This is a genomic window from Achromobacter sp. UMC46 (genome assembly GCF_014170335.1).
Lineage (GTDB): Bacteria > Pseudomonadota > Gammaproteobacteria > Burkholderiales > Burkholderiaceae_B > Achromobacter.
The window spans coordinates 1-21817 of record NZ_LZZS01000001.1; the positions used below are offsets into that span (position 1 = coordinate 1).

A 21817-nucleotide genomic window follows, 5' to 3' on the forward strand; every position below is an offset into this window, starting at 1 on the left:
CAGATGCAGGTTCATCTCCGCGGCCATCGTCCGCTCGATTACCGCTTTCTGGAACGACAGGAACAGGTCTTGAACCTCGCTGGGCGTCATCGGTCCCTTGACCAGATGGTCCAGTAACTCGGCCGGCACTTCAGGCAGCGGCCCACGGGCCGCCGCCTGCGCGGCTGCTGTGCGTCTCTTCTTCATCGGCATATCCATGATCTTTATTCCTCATGATATGCCCCGCACACAAAATCCCGGATAGGCCCCAACGGCGAGATCGTGGCCTACGAAACCAGCCGACGACCGGTGTTCAAGCTCGTGGGCAGCATGTTGAAAAAGGCGCTGGCTCGGCTACGTCCGGCAGACCGCCCCGTCCTGCACTCCGACCAGGGATGGCAGTACCAGCAGCCCAACTACCGTCGCATGCTCGCCGCCCGGTCAGTGACGCAGAGCATGTCACGCAAGGGAAACTGCTTGGACAATGCCGCCATGGAGAGCTTCTTCGGGACGTTGAAGGCCGAGTTCTTCCACCTGAACCGCTTCGAGAGCATCGACCAGTTGCAGGTGGGCATCAGGCAGTACATCCGTTACTACAATCACGACCGCATCAAGCTCAAGCTAAAAGGCCTGAGCCCGGTGCAATACCGAGCTCAGGCCTTCGGGCTTTAGCTTCTGACCGTCCAACTTCTGGGGGTCAGTTCACCTTCACGGGGCGTTTTCATGTGCGGGACGGCAACCGGTTTATTTGACCGCCGACACGTCCAGCTTGGCCAGCGTCTTGGACTGGATCTCGTCCACCGTCACGCCCGGCGCCGTTTCCAGCAGCTTCAGGCCGTTTTCGGTGACTTCCATCACGCCCAGGTCGGTGATGATCAGGTCGACCACGCCCACGCCGGTCAGCGGCAGATTGCATTCCGGCAGGAGCTTGATGTCTTCGGTGCCGTCCTTCTTCTTGGCCACGTGCTCCATCAGGACCACGACGCGGCCGACGCCGGCAACCAGGTCCATCGCGCCGCCCATGCCCTTGACCATCTTGCCCGGGATCATCCAGTTGGCCAGATCGCCCTTTTCGGACACCTGCATCGCGCCCAGGATGGCCAGGTTGATCTTGCCGCCGCGGATCATCGCGAACGAGTCAGCGGACGAGAAGATCGACGAGCCCGGCAGCGTCGTCACCGTCTGCTTGCCGGCGTTGATCAGGTCGGCGTCGACTTCGTCGTCGGTGGGGAACGGGCCGATGCCCAGCAGGCCGTTCTCGGACTGCAGCCACACTTCCACGCCCTTGGGCACGTGGTTGGCCACCAGGGTCGGCAAGCCGATACCCAGGTTCACATAAAAACCGTCTTGCAGCTCGCGCGCGGCGCGCGCCGCCATTTCATCGCGGGACCATGCCATGTCGTCTTCTCCTTAGGCCGGGCGAGTGGTGCGTTGTTCGATGCGCTTTTCCGGCGTCGTGTTCAACACGATCCGCTGCACATAGATGCCGGGCAGGTGGATCTGATCGGGATCCAGGCTGCCGGTGTCAACGATCTCTTCCACTTCGACCACCGTGAACTTGCCGGCCATCGCGACGTTCGGATTGAAGTTGCGGGCCGTCTTGCGGAACACCAGGTTGCCGCTGCGGTCGGCGATGTGCGCCTTGACCAGCGACACGTCCGGCACCAGCGAACGCTCCATCACGTATTGCTGACCGTCGAATTCGCGGATTTCCTTGCCGTCGGCCACGATGGTGCCCACGCCGGTGCGCGTGAAGAACGCGGGGATGCCCGCGCCGCCGGCGCGCAGCTTCTCGGCCAGCGTGCCCTGGGGGGTGAACTCAAGCTCGAGTTCGCCCGACAGGAACTGGCGTTCGAATTCCTTGTTCTCGCCCACGTACGACGCGATCATCTTGCGGACCTGGCGCGTATTGAGCAACTGGCCCAAGCCGAAACCGTCGACGCCCGCATTGTTGCTGATGCAAGTCAAATCCTTCACGCCCGAATCGCGCAGCGCGGCGATCAGGGCCTCCGGGATACCGCACAGGCCGAAACCGCCCACGGCGATCATCTGACCGTCCTTGACGATGCCTGCCAGCGCCTCCTGGGCGCTTGCAAAAACCTTGTCCATCGCTCCAACTCCTAGTTAAGGTCGAACTCAAGAGTGCCCGCCCCGCCGCTTGCGCGGCCGTCCCGCCTGGGGATCAAGAAATTCGGGGAAGGCCCTGTCTTTCCTTGGAGCGCGGCTGCCGGCGTCGGCCCCAACGACATCGCACGACATTGCCCGATGTCCCTGGGTCGCGGCGCCGAGGGTGGCGCGCCCCTTTATTTCTGTTTTGATTTTGTGCCTGATTTTAACGGCATGACGGGCAATTCCGCGCGGGCTTTCAACGGAGAGCCCCTGCGGGATTGCCCGCCCTCAGGCGGAAGCCTTGAACTGCGTGGCCATCTGCGCCAGCACTTCCTGCGGCCACGGCGCGGACGTATTGGCCACATAGTCCATCCAGACTAGCACGTTGCGTCCGCGGGCATAGGGGCCCGCGTCGTCGCCCGCCTTCTCCAGCAGCAGCTCGAATTCCGCGCTGGAACGGCCGATGCGGGTCACCTTGTGCGTCACGCGCACGGTCGCCGGATAGGTCAGCGGGCGCAGGAAATCGCACGAGGCATGGGCCAGGATGGCGCCGTTGTCGGCGGGCAATTCGAAGCCCGCGTCGTACAGGATCTGCATGCGCGCCTCTTCCATGAGGCGGAAATACAGCGTGTTGTTCAGATGATTCAAGGCGTCTGAGTCGCCCCAACGCAAAGGCAATTCCACCTGATGGGTATCGCCCACCGCCAGAATCCGCGCAGACAGATTGTCCGGGTTCACCAATTACTCCTGAAGGCTAAAAGAAATACGAAGGCGTACACGGCCTCCGCCTGCAATACAATCGCCGATAATACTTCCAGCCAAATATGGAATACATACGGGGAGCTTTGCAAATGTCTGAACGCGAGTCGATGGAATATGACGTGGTCGTGGTTGGCGGTGGACCCGCCGGCCTGGCCACCGCAATCCGTCTAAAGCAGCTGGCCGCTGAAAAGAATCAGGAAATCGGCGTCTGCGTACTTGAGAAAGGCGCGGAACTGGGTGCGCACATCCTGTCCGGCGCCGTCATGGACCCGCTGGCACTGACCGAGCTCATCCCCGACTGGAAGGAAAAAGGCGCGCCGCTGAACGTGCCGGTCACGCAGGACAAGTTCCTGTTCCTGTCCCAGACCGGCGCGCGCGCCACGCCGAACTGGCTGCTGCCGCCCTGTTTCCACAACGAAGGCAACTACATCGTCCGCCTGGGCGACGTCGTCAAGTGGATGGGCGAACAGGCCGAGGCGCTGGGTGTGGACATCTTCCCCGGCTTTGCCGCCGTTGAAGTGCTCTACGACGAAAACGGCGCCGTGCGCGGTGTGGTCACCGGCGACATGGGCGTGGCCCGCGACGGCTCGCACACCGACCACTACCAGCCCGGCATGGAACTGCATGCCCGCTATACGGTGTTCGGCGAAGGCGCCCGCGGCCAACTGGGCCGCCAGCTGATCGAACGCTTCAAGCTCGACGACGGCCGCGACCCGCAGGCCTACGGCATCGGCATCAAGGAAATGTGGGAAGTCGATCCGGCGCAATCCAAGCCGGGGCTGGTCATCCACACCGCCGGCTGGCCCCTGGATTCCGACACCTACGGCGGCTCGTTCCTGTACCACCTGGACCACAACCTGGTGGCCGTGGGCATGATCGTCGGCCTGGACTACGCCAACCCCTGGCTGTCGCCGTTCGACGAGTTCCAACGCTACAAGACGCATCCGGCCATCCGCGGCACGTTCGAAGGCGGCAAGCGCATCGCCTACGGCGCCCGCGCCATCACGGCAGGCGGCCTGCTGTCGCTGCCCAAGCTGACGTTCCCGGGCGGCGCGCTGGTCGGCTGCGAAGCCGGTTTCCTGAACGCGTCCCGCATCAAGGGCAGCCACGCCGCCATCAAGTCCGGCAAGCTGGCCGCCGAAGCCGCGTTCGACGCGCTGGTCGCCGACCGCCGCCAGGACGAACTGACCGACTACCCGAAGGCCTTCGAGGCGTCGTGGCTGCACGCCGAACTGAACAAGGCGCGCAATTTCAAGCAGTGGTTCAAGAAGGGCCGCACCATCGCCACCGTGATGACCGGCGTCGAACAGCTGCTGCTCAAGGGCAAGATGCCGTGGACCTTGCGCCACAGCAAGCCCGACCACGCCTGTCTGCAACCGGCCTCGGAATGCGCCCGCATCGACTATCCCAAGCCGGACGGCAAGCTCACTTTCGACAAGCTCAGTTCGGTGTTCATCTCGAACACCAACCATGAAGAAAACGAGCCCATCCACCTGACCTTGAAGGACCCGTCGGTGCCGGTCAGCGTCAACCTGGCCAAGTACGGCGGCCCGGAATCGCGCTACTGCCCGGCCGGCGTGTACGAATTCATCAAGGACGACCACGGCGACGACCGCCTGCAGATCAACGCGCAGAACTGCGTGCACTGCAAGACGTGCGACATCAAGGACCCGACCCAGAACATCGTCTGGGTAGCGCCGCAAGGCGGCGAAGGGCCGGTGTACAGCGGCATGTGATCCGGCCGGGGTGACCTGCATGACGGAACGCGTACTTCTCATTGGCTGCGGCGACCTGGGCCAGCGCGTCGCCCGGCGCTTCCTGGCGCGCGGCGACGACGTCCACGCGCTGCGCCGCCATCCGCCCATGGACGACGGCACTGGCATCCGCTGGCTGCAAGGCGACATCACGCGGCCCGGCGAACTGCCTGCGCTGCCCGAGGGCGTGACCCGGCTGATCCACCTGCCCGCCCCCGGCTCGCGCGACGCGTCCGTCTACCGGGGCGTCTTCATCGACGGCCTGCAGGCCGTGCTGGACGCGCTGGACACCTCCCGGCTCAAGCGCGTGGTGTTCGTGTCGTCCAGCGCCGTCTATGGCGAACACCAGGGTGGCTGGGTGAACGAAGACACGCCGCCCGCCCCGCAGGGGTTCAACGGCCAGGTGCTGCTGGAAGCGGAAACGGCGCTGGCCGTGCGCGGCCTGTCGTCCACGTCGCTGCGGCTGGCCGGCCTGTACGGGCCGGGCCGGCTGCAATTGATCGAACGGCTGCGCAGCGGAGCGGCAGGCGCGCCCGTCCAGCCCGAGCATTGGGCCAACCGCATCCATATCGACGATGCGGCCGCGGCGGTCGTGCACCTGGCGCTGCTGCCCACGGCGGACCCCGTCTACATCGGCTGCGACGACACGCCGCTGCCCTTGCATGCGCTGTATGCCGACCTGGCCGCGATGATCGGCGCGCCCGCGCCGCGCATCGCGCCCGCCCCGGCGAACGTGGGCAGCAAGAAGCTCAGCAACGCCAGGCTGCGGGCAAGCGGGTTCACGCTGCAGTGGCCGGATTCCCGGCCCGGGTACGCCGCGCTGCTGGCAGCGGGCGGCCCCCCTCCAGCCGGCACGGCGCAGGCATAGTTCGCCCGGCACCGAATCGTTGCGTGCGCGGGCGGCGGATACTGGCAGCCGGATCCACCACCGGCCACGCCATGCTTCCCGCCCCCCCCCTGCTTGCCGTCACGCACGCCGACCCTTACCCCTACTACGCCGCGCTGGCGCGCGAAAAACCGCTGTACCGGGACGACGCGCTGGACCTTTGGATCGCCAGCCATCCGGACACGATCCTGGCCGTGATGCGCGCCCCCGCCGCCCGCGTCCGGCCGCCGTCGGAACCCGTGCCGAAAGGCCTGTGTGGCGGCCCGGCCGGCGAGTTGTTCGGCCGCTTCGTGCGCATGAACGATAGCGCGGTGCACACGCGGCTGAAGGGCTTGCTGGCCGCATTCATCCAGGAACAAGGCGCGCGGGCCTGTACGCCGCAATGGCCCGCGATGCCGGCCACGGACGCCGCCGCCGTGGACCACTGGCTGACCGCCGCGCCGGTGCATGCGCAAGCCGCTTTTCTGGGACTGGCCCCCGCCTTGCAGGCCGATAGCGCAGCGCAGATCGCCGCCTTCCTGTCCGCCCTGCCCGCCACGGCGGATGCAAGCCAGGTCGCCGCCGGACATGCCGCCGCCCGCGCGCTGCAGACCCGTCTGGAATCCTTCCTGCTTGCCGATGACGTCGCCCCGGCGTTGCGCACGCTGCGCGACGACGGCGCCCGCGCGGACATCCCCGTTGCGGTGCTGGCGGCCAACCTTGCCGGCCTGCTGTTCCAGTCTGGCGAAGCCGGCGCCGGGCTGCTGGGCAACACGCTGGTCCATGCGGGCAGGCGCGGCCTGGCTGCCGCCGAGGCCAGCGCCGATGCCGAGGCGATCGTCGGCCACGTCATCCGCCACGATCCGCCGCTGCACAACACGCGGCGGTTCCTGGCGGACACGCTCACGGTCGGCGGCCAGCGGATCGAAGCCGGCCAGACCGTGTTGCTGGTGCTGGCCGCCGCCGCGTCCGTGCAGCCCGACGCCAGCTGGACGTTCGGAGCGCTTGGCCACGCCTGCCCCGGCCAAGGCTTGGCGCGCCACCATGCGGCGAGCGCGCTGTCCCACCTGCTGCGGGCCGGCGCCGACCCCGCGGCCCTGGCCTTCCGTTTCCGTTATCGGCCGCTGCCCAATGCGCGCGTGCCGCAATTCGCGTTTTAAAAGGAACCCGCACCATGATCGCCGTGATATTCGAAGTCGAACCCGCCAATGGCAACCCCGATCCCTATCTGCAGATCGCCGCCGGCCTGATCGACGAGCTCAAAGCCGTCGACGGATTCATTTCCGTCGAGCGCTTCCAAAGCCTGACACAGCCGGGCAAGCTGCTGTCTCTGTCGTTCTGGCGCGATGAAGAGGCGGTGAAGCGCTGGCGGTCGCTGGAATCGCACCGCCGCGCGCAGGAAGCGGGGCGCGGCGTCGTGTTCCAGAACTATCGCCTGCGAGTCGCGCAGGTGCTGCGGGACTACGGCATGGCCGAACGCGACGAGGCGCCGTCCGATAGCCGCAGCCGGCATGGTTGAGGGGCACTGGATTCACGTCGTTTTGTATTAATTTCCAATAAAATTCACGAGACGGCACTTACCCCTGCACGTCGGCCTGCGGCGCTCCGGTACCATTCCCCTTCTGCCGCCCTTTTTACCGCCACGCCGACGCGCCATGTCCACCGCCGCCCCCGCCCGCCCCACGCCGCTGCAAGTCGATCTGGCTCGCCATATCGCAGAAGACATCGTGGCGCGGCGCCACCGGCCGGGCGACCACCTGTCGGAAGAGGCTCTGGCCGCGGCCTACAAGGTGTCGCGCACACCGGTGCGCGGCGCGCTGCGCTTGCTGGCCGCACAGGGCCTGATCACGCACCGTCCCAACAGCGGCTATACCGTCGCGGACAACGCGACGGCGGGCGCCCCGTTGATCGAAGGCGCCGGCCCTACACAAAACGAGCTTTACCGCCGCCTGATCGACGACCGCGCATCGCGCGGCCTGCCCGAGACCTTCACGGAACGCGACCTGCTCCTACGGTATGGCATTGCGCGCAGCGTGCTGGCCAAAACGCTTCTGCAGCTATCCGCCGACGGGTTGATCGAAAAGCGCAAAGGGCACGGCTGGCAATTCGCGCCCTCGCTGGAGAACGCCGAAGCGCTCAACGAAAGCTACCGCTTCCGCATGGCCATCGAATGCGCGGGGCTGCTGGAACCCGCGTTCCGCGTCGACAAGCCGGCGCTGGCGCGCATGCGCGCCGCGCACGAAGCGCTGATCCAGCACGACGACGCCGACATCTCGGCCACCGATTTTTTCGCGCTGAACACGTCCTTCCATGAATTGCTGGCCCGCTTCTCCGGCAACCGCTACATCCTGCAAGCGGTGCAGCAGCAGAACCAGTTGCGCCGGCTGGAGGAACACGCCGCGTTCTATCGCGACGCGCGCTTCGTGAACTCCACCAATGAACACCTGCAGATCATCGGCGCGGTGGAATCGGGCGACCAGGAATGGGCCGCCCAACTGATGCGCCACCACCTGAAAGCCTCGCTGCAAGCCTCCTGACACTACCTCGGCCCGCTCGCCGCGCCCGCCCAACAAGCCGACATGCTGCCTTGAGCACGACCCATATTGTATTTATCATTTATTTAATACAAAATAAGCGAACCTGAAATCACCCGCAGCAGGATCGCCCATGCCGTCGCTTCCCTCTTCCCCCCCCAGTCCCGAAGCCTATTGGATGCCCTTCACCGCCAACCGGCGCGTCAAGCGGGATCCCGTGCTGTTCAGCGCCGCCGAAGGCATGCACTACATCCGCCCCGACGGCCGCCGCGTGCTGGACGGCATCGCGGGCCTGTGGTGTGTGAACGCGGGCCACCGCCGACCGGAAATCGTGGAGGCCATCGCCCGCACGGCCCACGAACTGGACTACGCGCCGTCGTTCCAGATGAGCCACCCGCTGGCCTTCGAGCTGGCCGATGCGTTGTGCGCCGAAGCGCCCCCGGGGTTCTCCAACGTCTTCTTCTCGAACTCCGGATCGGAAGCGGTCGACACCGCCTTGAAGATCGCGCTGGGTTATCACCGGGCGCGCGGCCAGGGCCAGCGCGTGCGGCTGATCGGGCGCGAACGCTCGTACCACGGCGTGGGCTTCGGCGGCTTGTCGGTGTCGGGCATCGGCGGCCACCGCAAGCCCTTCGGCAATCTGCTGCCATATGTGGACCACCTGCCGCATACCTATGACCGCCAGCAGATGGCCTATACGCGCGGCCAGCCGGATTGGGGCGCCCACCTGGCCGACACGCTGGAGCGCATCGTGGCGCTGCATGACGCCTCGACCGTCGCCGCGGTCATCGTCGAGCCGGTCGCCGGATCCACCGGCGTGATCGTGCCGCCGCGCGGCTACCTGCAGCGGCTGCGCGAGATCTGCGACGCGCACGGCATCCTGTTGATCTTCGACGAAGTGATCTGCGCGTTCGGGCGCATCGACGGCGCCTTCGCGTCGCCCTACTTCGGCGTGAAGCCGGACATCATCACCAGCGCCAAGGGCCTGACTAACGGCGCCATCCCCATGGGCGCGACGCTGGTGCAGCGGCATGTGTACGACGCGTTCATGCAGGGGCCGGAAAACGCCATCGAACTGGCGCACGGCTACACGTATTCGGGCCACCCGGTCGCGTGCGCGGCCGGCCTGGCGACGCTGGACGTCTGCCGCCGCGAAGGCCTGTTCCAACGCAGCCAGGAACTGTCGCGCTATTGGGAAGATGCGGCGCACAGCCTGAAGGGGCTGCCGCACGTGGTTGACATCCGCAACATCGGCCTGCTGGCCGCGATCGAACTGGCGCCGCTGGAAGGCCAGCCGGGCCAGCGCGCGCATGCGGTGCACAACGCCTGCCTGGAGCGCGGGTGTCTGATCCGCTCGGCAGGCGACACGATGCTGCTGTCGCCCCCGCTCATCATCGAACGCGCGCAGATCGACGAGCTGTTCACGGTGCTGGCGGACGTGCTGCGCGCCAGCGCCTGACCCCGTCCGCGCCGCTCAGGCCAGATGGCGCGCCACGGCCTGGACGACCCGCCGCACATCGTCGGCGGACACATCCAGGTGCGTCACCAGGCGCGTCGGGCCGCCGTAGACGGCGCGCATCAGGATCTCTTCGCTGGCCAGCGCCGCCGTCAACGCATCGCAGCGCGACGGCTCGAATTCCACGAACACCATGTTGGTGTCCTGGCTCAAGACCTTGACGCCGGCAATGGCGCGCAGGCCCTCGGCCAACGCTCGGGCGTTGTCGTGGTCGTCGGCCAGGCGCTCGACGTTGTGCTCCAGCGCGTACAGGCACGCCGCCGCCAGCACGCCGGATTGGCGCAGGCCGCCGCCCAGCATCTTGCGCCAGCGGTGCGCGCGGGCAATCAGCTCGCCGCTGCCCACCAGCACCGAACCGATCGGCGCGCCCAAGCCCTTTGAAAAGCAGATGGACACCGAATCGAACGGCCGGCACATGTCGACCAGAGGCTTGCCGCTGGCCACGGCCGCGTTGAACACGCGCGCGCCGTCCAGGTGCGTGCCCAGGCCCAGCCCGCGCGCCCAGTCCGTCGCGGCCTGGATGTAGGCGGCCGGAATCAGCTTGCCGTGGAAGGTGTTCTCCAACGCCAGCAACCGGGTGCGCGCAAAGTGCGAATCGCCCAGCGGCTTGACCGCCGCCGCCAGTTTTTCCAACGGCAGCGACCCGTCTTCCGCATGCTCGACGGGTTGAGGCTGGATGCTGCCCAGTACCGCCGCGCCGCCGCCTTCGTATTTGTAGGTGTGGGCCAGTTGCCCCACCAGGTATTCGTCGCCCCGGTCGCAATGCGCCATCAGCGCGGCCAGATTGCTTTGCGTGCCGGACGGGAAGAACAGGCCCGCCGCCTTGCCCGCGCGCTCGGCCACCGCCGCCTGCAACCGGATCACGGTCGGATCGTCGCCCATCACGTCGTCGCCCAGGGGGGCGGAAACCATCGCCTGCAACATGGCCGCCGAAGGCCGTGTGACAGTGTCGCTACGCAGATCGATCATGGGAAATCCTTGGAGAGGGAACGGAATCGGAAAAAGGGGTCGGGCGTGGGCGCGGAAGGCCGGATCAGGACGCGCGCGCCGCCGGCGCCGCACGGCTGACGACGAAAATGCCGGCCAGGATCAGGACCATGCCGCCCACTTCGCCCAGCGAAGGGCGTTCGGACAGGATCGCCCAGGCCAGCAACATCGCGACCACGGGCACGCCCAGGCTGGACAGCCCGGCGATCGCCGCGGGCACGCGTCGCACCACCTGCAGCCACAGCAGCCAGCCGGCCGCCGTCGCGATCAGCACGATGTAGGCCATGCCCGTCCAGAGCGGCCAGTTCCACTGCGCGGTCATCTGCGGCACCAGATAGGCCACCGGCACCATGACCAAGCCGCCGAACAGCATCTGCCAGGCGGTGAATGTCATCACATCGGGCGCATGGCGTTCGAACATCCGCTTGGACAGCACGGTGCCCACGCCCCAGCACAGGCCGCTGCCCAGGCCCAGCAGCACGGGGCGGATGTCGCCCAGGCCGTTCCACGGTTCCACGAAACAGACGAGGCCCACCGCCGCCAGGCCGATGCCCAGGCCGTGCCGGATGGACGGGCGCTCGCCAAGCAGCCACCACGCGAACAGCACCACCCAGAACGGCATCGTATAGGCCATCAGCGAGACCTTGCCCACGCCGCCCGACACCAGCGCCGTCTGCACGAAGCCCTGAAACCCCGCCGTCTGCGTCAAGCCGATCAGCAAGGTCAGTTTCCACGGCGGCATCGCCAGCGGCCGCCGCGTGGCGATGGCCAGCGCGAACAGCACCAGGCTGCCCGTCACGTAACGCAGCGCCACGAAGTCGAACGGACCGATGTAGGGCACGATCAGCTTCATCGCGATCCAACTGCCTGCCCACACCACGATGGTGCTGAGCATCAGTGCCAACCCTGCGCGATCGAAACTGCTGCGGCTCACTTCCATGGCTCCGTTTTGAGGGAAATAAAAAGAAAAGACGCCCGGACCGGGGATTACCGGTGCGGGCGTCTGACATTATGCTCCCGTCCTGTTGCAGGACGCCGGCCGCGCGCGGCCGGATGCCGTTACAGGGGCTTGGCCAGTTGTTCCAGGATGGCGGGGTTCTCCAGCGTGGACACGTCTTGCGTGACTTCCTCGCCCTTGGCCACCACGCGCAACAGGCGGCGCATGATCTTGCCCGAACGCGTCTTGGGCAGGTTGTCGCCGAAGCGGATGTCCTTGGGCTTGGCGATGGGGCCGATCTCTTTCGCCACCCAGTCGCGCAACAGCTTGGCGATGGCCTGCGCCTCGGCGCCTTCCGGACGTGCCTGCTTGAGCACCACGAACGCCACCACGGCTTCGCCCGTCGTGTCGTCGGGGCGCCCCACCACGGCGGCTTCCGCCACCAGTTCATGCGCCACCAGCGCCGATTCGACTTCCATCGTGCCCAGGCGGTGGCCCGACACGTTCAGCACGTCGTCGATCCGGCCCATGATCCAGAAGTAGCCGTCCGCGTCGCGCTGCGCGCCGTCGCCGGCCAGGTAATAGCCGCGCAGCTCCGGCGGGAAGTAGCTCTTCTTGAAGCGTTCCGGATCGCCCCAGATATTGCGGATCATCGCGGGCCACGGGCGCTTGATGACCAGGAAGCCGCCGTTGCCCTTTTCGACGTCGCCGCCGGTCTCGTCCACGATGGCCGCGGCGATGCCCGGCAGCGGCAGCGTGCACGAACCCGGCTTGGTCGGCGTGGCGCCCGGCAGCGGGGTGATCATGTGGCCGCCGGTCTCAGTCTGCCACCACGTGTCCACGATCGGGCAGCGTTCGCGGCCGATGTTCTTGTGATACCAGATCCAGGCTTCGGGGTTGATGGGCTCGCCCACCGTGCCGATGATGCGCAGGCTGTCCAGATCGTAGTTTTTCGGATGCGCCTCGGGCGTCGCCTCGGACGCCTTGATCAGCGAACGGATGGCGGTGGGCGCCGTGTAGAACGTCGTGACCTTGTGGCGCGCGATCATGTCCCAGAAGCGGCCGGCGTTCGGGTAGGTCGGCACGCCTTCGAACACGACCTGCGTCAGGCCGGCGGCCAGCGGGCCGTAGGTGATGTAGGTGTGCCCGGTGACCCAGCCCACGTCGGCCGTGCACCAGTAGACGTCGTCCTTGCGGGCGTCGAAGGTCCACTTCACGGTCAGCAGCGCCCACAGCAGATAGCCCGCCGACGAATGCTGCACGCCCTTGGGCTTGCCCGTGGAGCCGGACGTGTAGAGGATGAAGAGCGGATGCTCGGCGTTGACCGGCACGGGTTCGCAGGTGTCGGGCTGGCCGGCCTCGACGTCATGCATCCACAGGTCCCGGCCTTCGGTCCATTGCACCTTGCCGCCCGTGCGCCGGTACACGACGACCTTGGAAATGGCTTCGCAGCCGCCCATCGCGATGGCGTCTTCCACCGCGACTTTCAGCGGAATGGTCTTGCCGCCGCGCACTTGCTCGTCCGCGGTGATGACCAGCGACGCGCCCACGTCCACGATGCGCTCTTGCAGGCTCTTGGCCGAAAAGCCGCCGAACACCACCGAATGCGTCACGCCCAGGCGCGCGCAGGCCTGCATGGCCACCACGGCTTCGATCGACATGGGCATGTAGATGATGGCGCGGTCGCCCTTCTTGTAGCCCAGCGCGGTCAAGCCGTTGGCGAAGCGGCACACCCGCGCCAGCAGTTCGCGGTAGCTGACCTTGTTCACCGTGCCGTCGTCGCCTTCGAAGATGATGGCGGTCTTGTCGGCGTTGCCGTTGGTCAGGTGCACGTCCAGGCAATTGGCCGAGACGTTCAGTTCGCCGTCGCCGAACCAGCGGTAGAACGGGGCGTCGGATTCGTCCAGCACCTGCGTGAACGGCTTGGTCCATTTCAGGTTGTCGCGGGCTTGTCCGGCCCAGAAGCCGTCAAAATCGCTTTCGACCTGGGCGCACAGCGCGTTGTAGGCGTCCATGCTGGGAATCGCCGCGCCCTGCGCCGCACGCTCGGGCGGCGGAAAGACGCGGGTTTCTACCAGTACGGACTCAATGGCATTCGACATGATCTTGTCTCCAATCGGTGATTCTGTTGTTTGTGCTGCTGTTTTATTACCCACCCGCCACCGTATCGCCGCGCTCTTACGGGCACCTTACGCAAAATGCGGGCCGGAGCCCGCATACGCACGTGAACGCGAAAGACCTGACGGCGCCGGCTCAGGGCGGGACACACCGGAACGGCGTCGACCCCAGCGGCACGAACAAGCTGACAACGCACCTGCATAGCAGTGCAGAGCAATCCGCTCGATGCATCGCAACGCGCGATGCATCGAAGGCGGTTCATAAGGATAGCAGCCCGCCGCGGCGCGGAGGATCAGGCGGCGGGACGGCGGGCCAGGCCGCGCTTCATGTCCACGCGAGACAGCAGCGCCAGGCCGCCGACAAAGAACAGGCCGGTCACCAGGATGGCCAGGCGGTGGTCGCCGTGCGTGGCCCAGGTCACCAGGCCGTAGGTCAGCGGACCAATCACCGCGGCCAGTTGCACGGCGAACGTCCACAGCGAGAAGAACTCGGCCAGACGGCCGGCAGGGGCCAGCGCCCCCGTCATCGCGCGGCCCGCGCTTTGCGTCGTGCCCATGCACAGGCCGGCGAGCGTGGCCGCCACCCAGAACACCGGCGCCGTCGTCGCCGCGTAGGCGACCAGCACCATCACGATCCAGCCGCATAGCGTGATCGCCAGGGCCGGCTTGTGGCCGATGCGGTCCTGCACGTAGCCGAACGAGAACGCGCCCAGCGCCGCGCCGATGTTCACCGTGAACACCAGCAGCATGATCTGCGGCGTGGTGAAGCCCATGACTTCGGACGCATACACGGCCGCCAGCGTGATGACCACCGAAATGCCAGCCTGGTAGCAGGCGATGCACATCAGCAGCCGGCGGAACTCGGGGAAGTGCTGGCCGGTCTCGCGCCAGGCGTAGGCCAGGCGCTTGAGCATGTGCAGCGCTTGCGGCTTGTCCGCCTGCGGGCGCGTGCGCTCTTTCAGCATGAAGAAGGACGGCAGCGCCGCCAGCGCGAACACCGCGCAGGTGACGACGATGACCCACGGCACGAAGTGCTCCGCCGTCATGCCGCGCGCTTCGGCCTGCGTCACGACGACCAGCGACAGGCCCAGCGTGAGCATGCCGCCGCAATAGCCGAAGCTCCAGCCCCAGCCGGACACGCGGCCCAGCGCCGCAGGCCTGGCCAGTTCAGGCAGGAACGCCGCCACCACGGACTCGCCCACGCAGTAGCAGTAGTTGGACACCACGATGGCGGCCAGCGCCAGCCAGACGTCGCCCGGCCCGGCCTGCGTCAGCACCAGGGTCGCGGCCACGCAGCCGATAGTGCTGGTGTAGAGCAGGCGGCGCTTGCTGCCGCTGGCGTCCGCGCGGGCGCCCAGCGTGGGCATCGTCAGCATGATGAGCAGATAGGACAGCGACAGCGCCGCGGTCCAGGCCAGCGTGGCCCACGGGGCACGCCCGCCGACCACGCCGACGAAATAGGTGCTGAACACCGCCGTGAGGATCACGGTGGTGTAGCCGGAATTCGCGAAGTCGTACATGGCCCAGGCCCAGACCTCGCGTTTGGCCACCCCGGGATTCAGGGGGCTCGCGCGCCCTGCCCCGGTGGCCGGCATGGAACCGTCCGCAGACGGCTCCGGATGCTGCGGCTGGCTCACAGGCCCAGCGCGGCGATGCCAGCTTGTGCGATCAGCACGTCTTCGGTCGACTTCACGCCCGACACGCCGACCGCGCCCACCACGTGGCCGTCGACGGTGATCGGCACGCCGCCTTCCAGCATGCCGTCGATCAGCGGCGCCGACAGGAACGACACGCGGCCAGTATTGATCATCTCTTCGTAGATGCGCGATTCGCGGCGGCCCACCGCGGCGGTCTTGGCCTTCGACGGCGAGATGTGCGCCGAGATCGGGGCCGCGCCGTCCAGGCGCAGCATGCCCAGCAGGTGGCCACCGTCATCGACCACCGAAACGGTCACGGCCCACTTGTTCTGCACGGCGTGTGCTTCGGCCGCGGCGAGGATCTTCTTGACGTCTTCGGCGCTCAGCACGGGTTTGGTATTCATTGCAGCGACTCCTTGATCTGTTCCAGGGCGTTGGGATCTTCAATGGTCGTCAGGTCTCCGGGGTCGCGTCCTTCGCATACCGCGACGATCGCACGGCGCAGCACCTTGCCGGACCGGGTTTTGGGCAATGCGCCCACAAACCGGATCCGGGCGGGTCTGGCCACCGCTCCCAGCTGATCTTCCACCAGCCGCATGATATCGCCTTCCAGCTGCTTTGCCCCTTCCGGCGTTTCCGCGCTGGCGGGATTCTTCAATACCGCGAACGCCATGGCCACCTGCCCCTTCAGCGCGTCGGCCACGCCGACCACCGCGCATTCCGCGATGCCGCTGTGGCTGTTGACCGATTCCTCGATCTCGCGCGTACCCAGGCGATGGCCCGCCACGTTGATCACATCGTCGGTGCGGCCCAGGATGAACCAGTAGCCGTCGGCGTCCACCCGCCCCCAATCAAAGGTCGAATACACCTGGCGGCCGGGAATCGAGGTGAAGTAGGTCTGCACGAAGCGCGCGTCGTCGCCCCAGATGGTGGACATCGCGCCCGGCGGCAGCGGCGGCACGATGGCCACCACGCCTTTCTCGTCCGGTCCCAGGTCTTCGCCCGTGGATTCGCTGACGATGCGCGCGTCGAACCCGTACACCGGGAAGGAAGGGCTGCCAAAACGGGTCGGCACGCGCTCCACGCCCGGCTGGGCGGACAGAATGGGCCAGCCGGATTCGGTCTGCCAGTAGTTGTCGATGATGGGCTTGCCCAGGCCTTCCGATATCCATTGGGCCGTAGGCTCGTCCAGCGGCTCGCCCGCCAGGTAGACGGCTCGCAGGCTGGACAGGTCGTGGCGCTTCAACAGCGCCGGGTCCTGGCGCTTCAGGACGCGCACCGCCGTCGGCGCCGAAAACAGCGTGTTCACGCCGAACTGCTCGACCAGCTTCCACAGGATCGCGCCGTCGGGACGCACGGGCGTGCCCTCGTACAGCACCGTCGCCTGGCCGCCGATCAGGGGGCCGTAGATGATGTAGGAATGCCCCACCACCCAGCCGATGTCGCTGGTGCAGAAAAACGTGTCGCCCGCGCGCCCGTTGAACAGGTATTCCATCGACGAGGCCAGCGCCACGGCGTAGCCGCCGGTGTCGCGCTGCACGCCCTTGGGCTTGCCGGTCGTGCCGGACGTGTAGAGGATGTAACTGGGTTCGGACGATTCCAGCCATTGCACCGGCACGCGCGCCCCGCGGTGGCGCTCGCGCAGCGTCGCGTAGTCCTGATCGCGGCCGGCCACCGGTTCGAACGGCGCCAGGCCCCGGTCGAACACCACCACCGAGGCCGGCGGCGTCTTGGCCAGGGTCAGCGCCCGGTCCAGCAACGGCTTGTAGGGCACGACCTTGCCCCCGCGCGAACCGCCGTCGGTGCAGACCACCACCTTCGGCGCCGCGTCGTCGATGCGCTGGGCCAGGTTGACCGACGCGAACCCGCCGAACACCACCGAGTGCACCGCGCCGATCCGGGCGCAGGCCAGCATCGTGAACACCGCTTCGGGCACCATCGGCATGTACAGCAGCACCCGGTCGCCGCGCCCCACCCCAAGCTCTTTCAGCATGGCGGCGGCAGCGTTGACCTCTTCATAGACGTCCTGGCGGCTGTAGACGTGTTCGCGGTCCACCTCGGTGGACACCCAGATCAGCGCCGGCTTGTCCGCCTGGGTCGGCAGCCAGCGGTCGACCGCGTTGTAGCAAAGATTGGTCTGCCCGCCTACGAACCACTTGGCGAATGGCGGGCGCGAGAAATCCAGGACAGACTCGTATGGCGTCTCCCAGTGGATGCGCCCGGCCTCTTCGCGCCAGAATCCGTCTCGGTCATGCAATGATCTGTAATGGAAATCCCGGGTTTTTTGCATTTATGTCTCCTGTTATCGTTCATACGCCTTAAGGCTGATTGATTTCTTTCGAATCATTTGGTCATTCTGGTAGGCGAACCTTGCACGAGGCTTGCCACAAGTCAAAATGTTCCACCAAATATCCACGCGTCATGGATAAATAGCCGATCTGTCACTGACCGGTCTTGAAAGTTTGGTAGAATGCCCGCGAAGTTGTAGATAATTGTTGATTTTGCTGACATCTCGGCCCGATCCACGGCTAATCCCGTGGTTTTTGCTGTCATCCGGCAAGTCATCCCAGGCGAATGCATCGACACTCCATCCTCGCGCGATTCAATTCATCCACTGGCCAAGCGTACCGGGGTCTGCGTACGCTCGCGTTGATGGCATGTGTGGCGGGTTTGGCAGGTTGTGCTGGCACTGGCCAGAAGTCAACCGCCCATACGTCCGAGATTGATCCGTACGAAATGGAATGGGTTGCCACCTCCGATGATCCCATCGGCCTGCTGGTCAGCCACAAATTCAAGCGCGATCGCCAGCAGAGCCGTACCAGCTCCGTCGCCGGCGGCGACAACGCCATGGTCAGCGAAGCCCTCAATTACCTGGGCATCCGCTACCGCTTCGGCGGCAGTTCCCCCGATACCGGATTCGATTGCAGCGGCCTCGTCGCCTACTCGGCCGAACGCTCGCTGGGCCTGAAGCTGCCCCGCAACGCCGCTGAAATCGCCCAACAGGGCATTTCCGTCGCCAAGAACGAACTCAAGGCCGGCGACCTGGTCTTCTTCAATACGATGGGCCGCCGCTATTCGCACGTCGGCATCTATCTGGGCGACGACCGCTTCGTGCACTCGCCCAGCGCCGGTGGCGTCGTCCGCGTCGAAAGCATGACCATGGCCTACTGGACCAAGCGCTACAACGGCGCCCGCCGCCTGGACAACAGCCTGATGGCTTCCGCCCGCGCCGCGAATTGAATCCCGCTTCCGGCATCCTGGCATAAGCAGGCTGCCCGACGCCATCCCCAAAAGCAAAACGCCGCCAGACTATCGTCCGGCGGCGTTTTTCATTGCTCTTCGCGGTCCAGGGACTCAATGCCTACGCCGCAGGCCGTTTCGGCCTCCCCAGTTCTTGTGTTCGATCGGCAAGCGGCTGAATCAGTGAACGGTGCCAGCACGCGGGCACAGGCCGCATTGCTGCAGCGCCTGCTGCATGCTGCATACCGAACGGCGACAAGCCACGACCCGGATGCCGCCGCGCTGCGCGGCGTTGCGGAAGGTCTTCATGACGTTGTGCCCCAGGAAGTCGGTCAGCAAAATCACCAGTTGCGTGCCCGACGGCAATTGAAGCGTCTTCTTCTGATGCGAGGGATCACGGCCACTGATGTGGTGCGTGATCGAAATATTGTGTCCTTTCAGCAGATCCGGGATGTTGCCCAGTCGATCTGCGCCAACCACTACTGCACTGAGTCCTGCCGTCATGATGAACCTCACTGGTCGTTGAGCTTGGATGTAATGATAATGATTCCTATTTTTTAGTCAACTTAAATGAGATCGGTTCTTATTTAATAATATTAATGAGCTTCTCAAAAGAGATAGCGAGATTTGCTATCAGCCAGGGAACTCGCGGCTTTCCGGCGAGTCGCGGTCCTCGGACACCAAAGAAAAAGCGCGGCATTCTCGGAATGCCGCGCTTTTTCTTTGGTGTAGGCCAAAGACCGTGCGGGCCGCCCTACTTCGGCGCGCCCTGGACGGCTTCGGTCACCACCGCGCGGGTCAGCGACGGCGCCAGCATTTCCAGGAACGTGTAGACGTAGTCGCGCAGGAAAACGCCCGACTTCACGCCCACGCGGGTCGTGTGCGTGCCGAACAAATGGCCGACGGGTAAGCCGACCAGGTTGGAATCGCGCCGCGGGTCATAGGCCACGCCGGCGATGATGCCAATGCCCAGGCCCACGTCCACGTAGGTCTTGATGACGTCGGCGTCGATGGCTTCCAGCACGATGTCCGGATGGATGCCCTGGTTGGCGAAGACCTCGTCGATCGTGCTGCGGCCCGTGAACGCGCGGTCGTAGGTGACGATGGGGAATTCCGCCAACTGCTGCAAAGACAGGCGCTTGGCGGCGCTGGAGGTCAGTTCGGCCAGCGGGTGGTCGGGGCGCACCACGACCGTGTGCTCCCAGGCGTACACGGGCAATGTGGCCAGGCCCGGCGTCAGCGCCAGGGATTCCGTCGCCAGCGCCAGGTCGGCCTGCTCGTGCAGCACCATCTCGGCCAATTGCGCCGGGCTGCCTTCGGCCAGGGACAAATGCACTTTGGGGAATTGCTTGCGGAATGCGGGGATCACACGCGGCAGCAGGTAGCGCGCCTGGGTGTGCGTGCACGCGATCACCAGGCCGCCTTCGTCGCGGCGCGCGAACTCGTCGCTGACTTTCTTCAGGTTGTCGACTTCGCGCATGATGCGGTCGATCACCTGCGAGACCGCCAGGCCGGGCTTGGTCAACCCCTTGATGCGCTTGCCGTGCCGTTCGAAGATCTTGATGCCGAGTTCGTCTTCGAACTCGATGATGGCCTTGGAGACTCCAGGCTGCGAGGTATAGAGCATCCGGGCGGCTTCGGTCAGATTGAAGTCGCGCCGGATGGTTTCGCGCACGAAACGAAATTGCTGGAGGTTCATTAATTGGCCCCTGATAGATGGACCAATTATAAGTAATAAGGACGCCTTGTTATATAACTTATTTATATAAGCTTAGGAGCCAAGGCGTCCCTGTTTCAGCGCATCGAGATCGTGGTGTTCACGGTCTTGGCGTGGGCCGACCAGCGAGCGGTGACCGTCTTGGTCTGCGTCCAGAACTGAACCGCCTGCTTGCCGTTGGGACCCAGGTCGCCCAGCTTGGAGCCGCGCGAACCCGTGAAGCTGAACCACGCCACCGGCACGGGGATCGGCACGTTGATGCCCACCTGGCCCACATCGATGTTGTTCTGGAAGTAGCGCGCCGCGCCGCCGTCCTGGGTGAACAGCGCCACGCCGTTGCCATTGGGGTTGCGGTTGATGAACGCCACCGCGTCTTCCAGCGTTTCCACGCCGACGCAGCACAGGACCGGGCCGAAGATCTCTTCGGTGTAGATGGTCATGTCTTCGTTCACGCCGTCGAAAATCGTCGGGCCCACGAAATTGCCCTGCTCGAAGCCCGCAACCTTCAGGTTGCGGCCGTCCAGCAGCAGCTTGGCGCCTTCGTCCACGCCCTTCTGGATCAGGCTTTCCACCCGCTTCTTGGCGTTCGGCGACACCAGCGGGCCCAGATCGGCTTCGCGGTCGGTGCCCGAATTGACCTTCAGCTTCTTGGAACGCTCGACGAAGTCGGGCAACCAGTTGCGGGCGTCGCCCACCAGCACGGCGACGGACGACGCCATGCAGCGCTGGCCTGCCGCGCCGAAGGCGGCGCCGACCAGTTGGTTCAGCGCGACGTCCGGATCGGCGTCCGGCAGGATCACGCAATGGTTCTTGGCGCCCATCATCGACTGGCAGCGCTTGCCGGCGGCCGATGCGCGGTTGTAGATCTCGGTGCCCACGCGGGTCGAACCGATGAACGACACCGCCTTGATGTCGGGGTGTTCGCACAGGCCATTGGCGGTATCCGGGCCGCCATGCACGACGTTCAGCACGCCCGGCGGCAGGCCGGCTTCCAGCGCCAGCTGGGCCAGGAACAGCGACGCGGTCGGATCCTGTTCAGAGGGCTTGAGCACGAAGCTGTTGCCGCAGGCCACGGCGATGGGGAACATGAAGCACGGCAGCATCACCGGGAAGTTGAACGCGGTGATGCCCGCGCACACGCCCAGCGGCTGGATCAGCGTGTAGACGTCGATGCCGGAAGCGGCATTTTCGGCGTACTCGCCCAATTGCAGGTTGGCGATCGAGCATGCGTGTTCGACCACTTCCAGGCCGCGGCCGATTTCGCCCTCGGCGTCCGGCAAGGTCTTGCCGTGTTCGCGGGTGATCATCTCCGCCAGCTTGCCGGTGTTGGCGCGCAGCAGTTCCTGGAACTTCAGCATGACGCGCATCCGCGTGCCCTGCCCGCTGTTGCGCCAGGTCTTGAAGGCTTCCTTGGCGTTGGAGACGGCCAGGTCCAGCTCTTCGCGCGTCGCGAAGGGCACCTTGGCCACGACCTCCTGGGTGGCGGGGTTGATCACGTCTCGCCATTCGGTGGTTTTGGACTGCACAAGCTTGCCGCCGATCAATAGCGGAACGCGGGGGACTTCACTCATTTGATGCTCCTCACACTGCGTAGTCGATGCGGATGGAATCCGCGTTCATGGATCTTTCCGCGCGCCGCCGGGCAAGGGCCCGGTCGGCGCGC

At 65.8% G+C, this 21817-nt stretch carries 19 protein-coding genes and 2 pseudogenes; 8 read left to right on the forward strand and 13 right to left on the reverse strand.

From position 1 onward, the window contains the following. A pseudogene (locus A9973_RS00005) lies at positions 1-198 on the reverse strand (IS256 family transposase); the annotation flags it as partial. 51 nt (positions 199-249) lie between these two features. Between A9973_RS00005 and A9973_RS00010 the strand changes: the two are divergent. After that, positions 250-651 (forward strand): annotated as a pseudogene (locus A9973_RS00010) (IS3 family transposase); the annotation flags it as partial. Positions 652-723: 72 nt separating this feature from the next. Here the strand turns inward: A9973_RS00010 and A9973_RS00015 are convergent. The 3 genes from A9973_RS00015 to A9973_RS00025 all read right to left on the reverse strand — a co-directional run bounded on the left by A9973_RS00015 (position 724) and on the right by A9973_RS00025 (position 2826). After that, positions 724-1377: a CoA transferase subunit B gene (locus tag A9973_RS00015; protein ID WP_169271940.1), complete on the reverse strand. Its 654-nt coding sequence runs from the start codon at positions 1375-1377 to the stop codon at positions 724-726. Between the two features lie 12 nt (positions 1378-1389). Next, positions 1390-2088: a CoA transferase subunit A gene (locus tag A9973_RS00020; protein ID WP_054423951.1), complete on the reverse strand. Its 699-nt coding sequence runs from the start codon at positions 2086-2088 to the stop codon at positions 1390-1392. Positions 2089-2376: 288 nt separating this feature from the next. Continuing rightward, positions 2377-2826 (reverse strand): acyl-CoA thioesterase, encoded by a 450-nt coding sequence (locus A9973_RS00025; protein ID WP_183011751.1) that lies wholly within the window; start codon positions 2824-2826, stop codon positions 2377-2379. A gap of 113 nt (positions 2827-2939) precedes the next feature. Here A9973_RS00025 and A9973_RS00030 point away from each other — a divergent pair, with 113 nt between their 5' ends. The 6 genes from A9973_RS00030 (at position 2940) to A9973_RS00055 (ending at position 9462) form a co-directional block, all read left to right on the forward strand. Then, positions 2940-4586, forward strand: coding sequence for an electron transfer flavoprotein-ubiquinone oxidoreductase (locus A9973_RS00030; RefSeq protein ID WP_183011752.1), 1647 nt, complete (start codon positions 2940-2942; stop codon positions 4584-4586). Positions 4587-4605: 19 nt separating this feature from the next. Further along, complete coding sequence (locus tag A9973_RS00035) at positions 4606-5472, forward strand: NAD-dependent epimerase/dehydratase family protein (RefSeq protein WP_183011753.1); 867 nt, start codon at positions 4606-4608, stop codon at positions 5470-5472. Positions 5473-5543: 71 nt separating this feature from the next. After that, positions 5544-6629, forward strand: coding sequence for a cytochrome P450 (locus tag A9973_RS00040; protein WP_183011754.1), 1086 nt, complete (start codon positions 5544-5546; stop codon positions 6627-6629). A gap of 14 nt (positions 6630-6643) precedes the next feature. Further along, positions 6644-6988 carry an antibiotic biosynthesis monooxygenase gene (locus tag A9973_RS00045; RefSeq protein WP_183011755.1) on the forward strand — a complete coding sequence of 115 codons (345 nt, stop codon included), beginning with the start codon at positions 6644-6646 and terminating at the stop codon, positions 6986-6988. Between the two features lie 136 nt (positions 6989-7124). Next, the gene (locus A9973_RS00050; protein WP_183011756.1) at positions 7125-8006 is read left to right on the forward strand and encodes a GntR family transcriptional regulator; all 882 of its coding nucleotides are present in this window, start codon (positions 7125-7127) and stop codon (positions 8004-8006) included. A gap of 130 nt (positions 8007-8136) precedes the next feature. Next, positions 8137-9462 carry an aspartate aminotransferase family protein gene (locus tag A9973_RS00055; RefSeq protein ID WP_183011757.1) on the forward strand — a complete coding sequence of 442 codons (1326 nt, stop codon included), beginning with the start codon at positions 8137-8139 and terminating at the stop codon, positions 9460-9462. A 15-nt stretch (positions 9463-9477) separates the two neighbouring features. Here the strand turns inward: A9973_RS00055 and ltaE are convergent, their stop codons facing one another. The 6 genes from ltaE to A9973_RS00085 form a co-directional block, all read right to left on the reverse strand. Next, complete coding sequence (gene ltaE, locus A9973_RS00060; protein WP_183011758.1) at positions 9478-10488, reverse strand: low-specificity L-threonine aldolase; 1011 nt, start codon at positions 10486-10488, stop codon at positions 9478-9480. A 64-nt stretch (positions 10489-10552) separates the two neighbouring features. After that, positions 10553-11440 (reverse strand): DMT family transporter, encoded by an 888-nt coding sequence (locus A9973_RS00065; protein WP_183011759.1) that lies wholly within the window; start codon positions 11438-11440, stop codon positions 10553-10555. A gap of 125 nt (positions 11441-11565) precedes the next feature. Further along, positions 11566-13545 (reverse strand): acetate--CoA ligase, encoded by a 1980-nt coding sequence (gene acs / locus A9973_RS00070; RefSeq protein ID WP_183011760.1) that lies wholly within the window; start codon positions 13543-13545, stop codon positions 11566-11568. Positions 13546-13853: 308 nt separating this feature from the next. Next, complete coding sequence (locus A9973_RS00075) at positions 13854-15155, reverse strand: MFS transporter (RefSeq protein WP_220805314.1); 1302 nt, start codon at positions 15153-15155, stop codon at positions 13854-13856. 38 nt (positions 15156-15193) lie between these two features. After that, positions 15194-15601, reverse strand: a complete 408-nt coding sequence (locus A9973_RS00080; RefSeq protein WP_183011762.1) for a heme-binding protein — start codon at positions 15599-15601, stop codon at positions 15194-15196. Continuing rightward, positions 15598-17487: a propionate--CoA ligase gene (locus A9973_RS00085; RefSeq protein ID WP_183011763.1), complete on the reverse strand. Its 1890-nt coding sequence runs from the start codon at positions 17485-17487 to the stop codon at positions 15598-15600. Before A9973_RS00085 ends, A9973_RS00080 begins: the two co-directional genes overlap by 4 nt. Before the next feature lie 284 nt (positions 17488-17771). Between A9973_RS00085 and A9973_RS00090 the strand changes: the two genes are divergently transcribed. After that, complete coding sequence (locus A9973_RS00090) at positions 17772-18437, forward strand: C40 family peptidase (protein WP_183011764.1); 666 nt, start codon at positions 17772-17774, stop codon at positions 18435-18437. 180 nt (positions 18438-18617) lie between these two features. Here A9973_RS00090 and A9973_RS00095 read toward each other — a convergent pair whose 3' ends face one another. The 3 genes from A9973_RS00095 to A9973_RS00105 all read right to left on the reverse strand — a co-directional run bounded on the left by A9973_RS00095 (position 18618) and on the right by A9973_RS00105 (position 21725). Beyond that, entirely contained in the window at positions 18618-18941 is a 324-nt protein-coding gene (locus A9973_RS00095; protein WP_035212827.1) for a DUF2325 domain-containing protein, read from the reverse strand. A gap of 250 nt (positions 18942-19191) precedes the next feature. Next, a complete protein-coding gene (locus A9973_RS00100; RefSeq protein WP_183011765.1) occupies positions 19192-20136 on the reverse strand; it encodes a CysB family HTH-type transcriptional regulator in 945 nt (314 codons plus the stop codon). A 95-nt stretch (positions 20137-20231) separates the two neighbouring features. Further along, positions 20232-21725, reverse strand: a complete 1494-nt coding sequence (locus A9973_RS00105) for a CoA-acylating methylmalonate-semialdehyde dehydrogenase (RefSeq protein ID WP_183011766.1) — start codon at positions 21723-21725, stop codon at positions 20232-20234. Positions 21726-21817 lie beyond the last annotated feature (92 nt).

What these genes read in the sequence shown, in the direction of transcription:
- A9973_RS00015 (WP_169271940.1), bottom strand. Translation starts at nt 1,377, where the DNA reads ATGGCATGGTCCCGCGATGAAATGGCGGCGCGCGCCGCGCGCGAGCTG.
- A9973_RS00020 (WP_054423951.1), bottom strand. Translation starts at nt 2,088, where the DNA reads ATGGACAAGGTTTTTGCAAGCGCCCAGGAGGCGCTGGCAGGCATCGTC.
- A9973_RS00030 (WP_183011752.1), top strand. Translation starts at nt 2,940, where the DNA reads ATGTCTGAACGCGAGTCGATGGAATATGACGTGGTCGTGGTTGGCGGT.
- A9973_RS00035 (WP_183011753.1), top strand. Translation starts at nt 4,606, where the DNA reads ATGACGGAACGCGTACTTCTCATTGGCTGCGGCGACCTGGGCCAGCGC.
- A9973_RS00040 (WP_183011754.1), top strand. Translation starts at nt 5,544, where the DNA reads ATGCTTCCCGCCCCCCCCCTGCTTGCCGTCACGCACGCCGACCCTTAC.
- A9973_RS00045 (WP_183011755.1), top strand. Translation starts at nt 6,644, where the DNA reads ATGATCGCCGTGATATTCGAAGTCGAACCCGCCAATGGCAACCCCGAT.
- A9973_RS00050 (WP_183011756.1), top strand. Translation starts at nt 7,125, where the DNA reads ATGTCCACCGCCGCCCCCGCCCGCCCCACGCCGCTGCAAGTCGATCTG.
- A9973_RS00055 (WP_183011757.1), top strand. Translation starts at nt 8,137, where the DNA reads ATGCCGTCGCTTCCCTCTTCCCCCCCCAGTCCCGAAGCCTATTGGATG.
- ltaE (WP_183011758.1), bottom strand. Translation starts at nt 10,488, where the DNA reads ATGATCGATCTGCGTAGCGACACTGTCACACGGCCTTCGGCGGCCATG.
- acs (WP_183011760.1), bottom strand. Translation starts at nt 13,545, where the DNA reads ATGTCGAATGCCATTGAGTCCGTACTGGTAGAAACCCGCGTCTTTCCG.
- A9973_RS00075 (WP_220805314.1), bottom strand. Translation starts at nt 15,155, where the DNA reads ATGCCGGCCACCGGGGCAGGGCGCGCGAGCCCCCTGAATCCCGGGGTG.
- A9973_RS00080 (WP_183011762.1), bottom strand. Translation starts at nt 15,601, where the DNA reads ATGAATACCAAACCCGTGCTGAGCGCCGAAGACGTCAAGAAGATCCTC.
- A9973_RS00085 (WP_183011763.1), bottom strand. Translation starts at nt 17,487, where the DNA reads ATGCAAAAAACCCGGGATTTCCATTACAGATCATTGCATGACCGAGAC.
- A9973_RS00090 (WP_183011764.1), top strand. Translation starts at nt 17,772, where the DNA reads ATGCATCGACACTCCATCCTCGCGCGATTCAATTCATCCACTGGCCAA.
- A9973_RS00095 (WP_035212827.1), bottom strand. Translation starts at nt 18,941, where the DNA reads ATGACGGCAGGACTCAGTGCAGTAGTGGTTGGCGCAGATCGACTGGGC.
- A9973_RS00100 (WP_183011765.1), bottom strand. Translation starts at nt 20,136, where the DNA reads ATGAACCTCCAGCAATTTCGTTTCGTGCGCGAAACCATCCGGCGCGAC.
- A9973_RS00105 (WP_183011766.1), bottom strand. Translation starts at nt 21,725, where the DNA reads ATGAGTGAAGTCCCCCGCGTTCCGCTATTGATCGGCGGCAAGCTTGTG.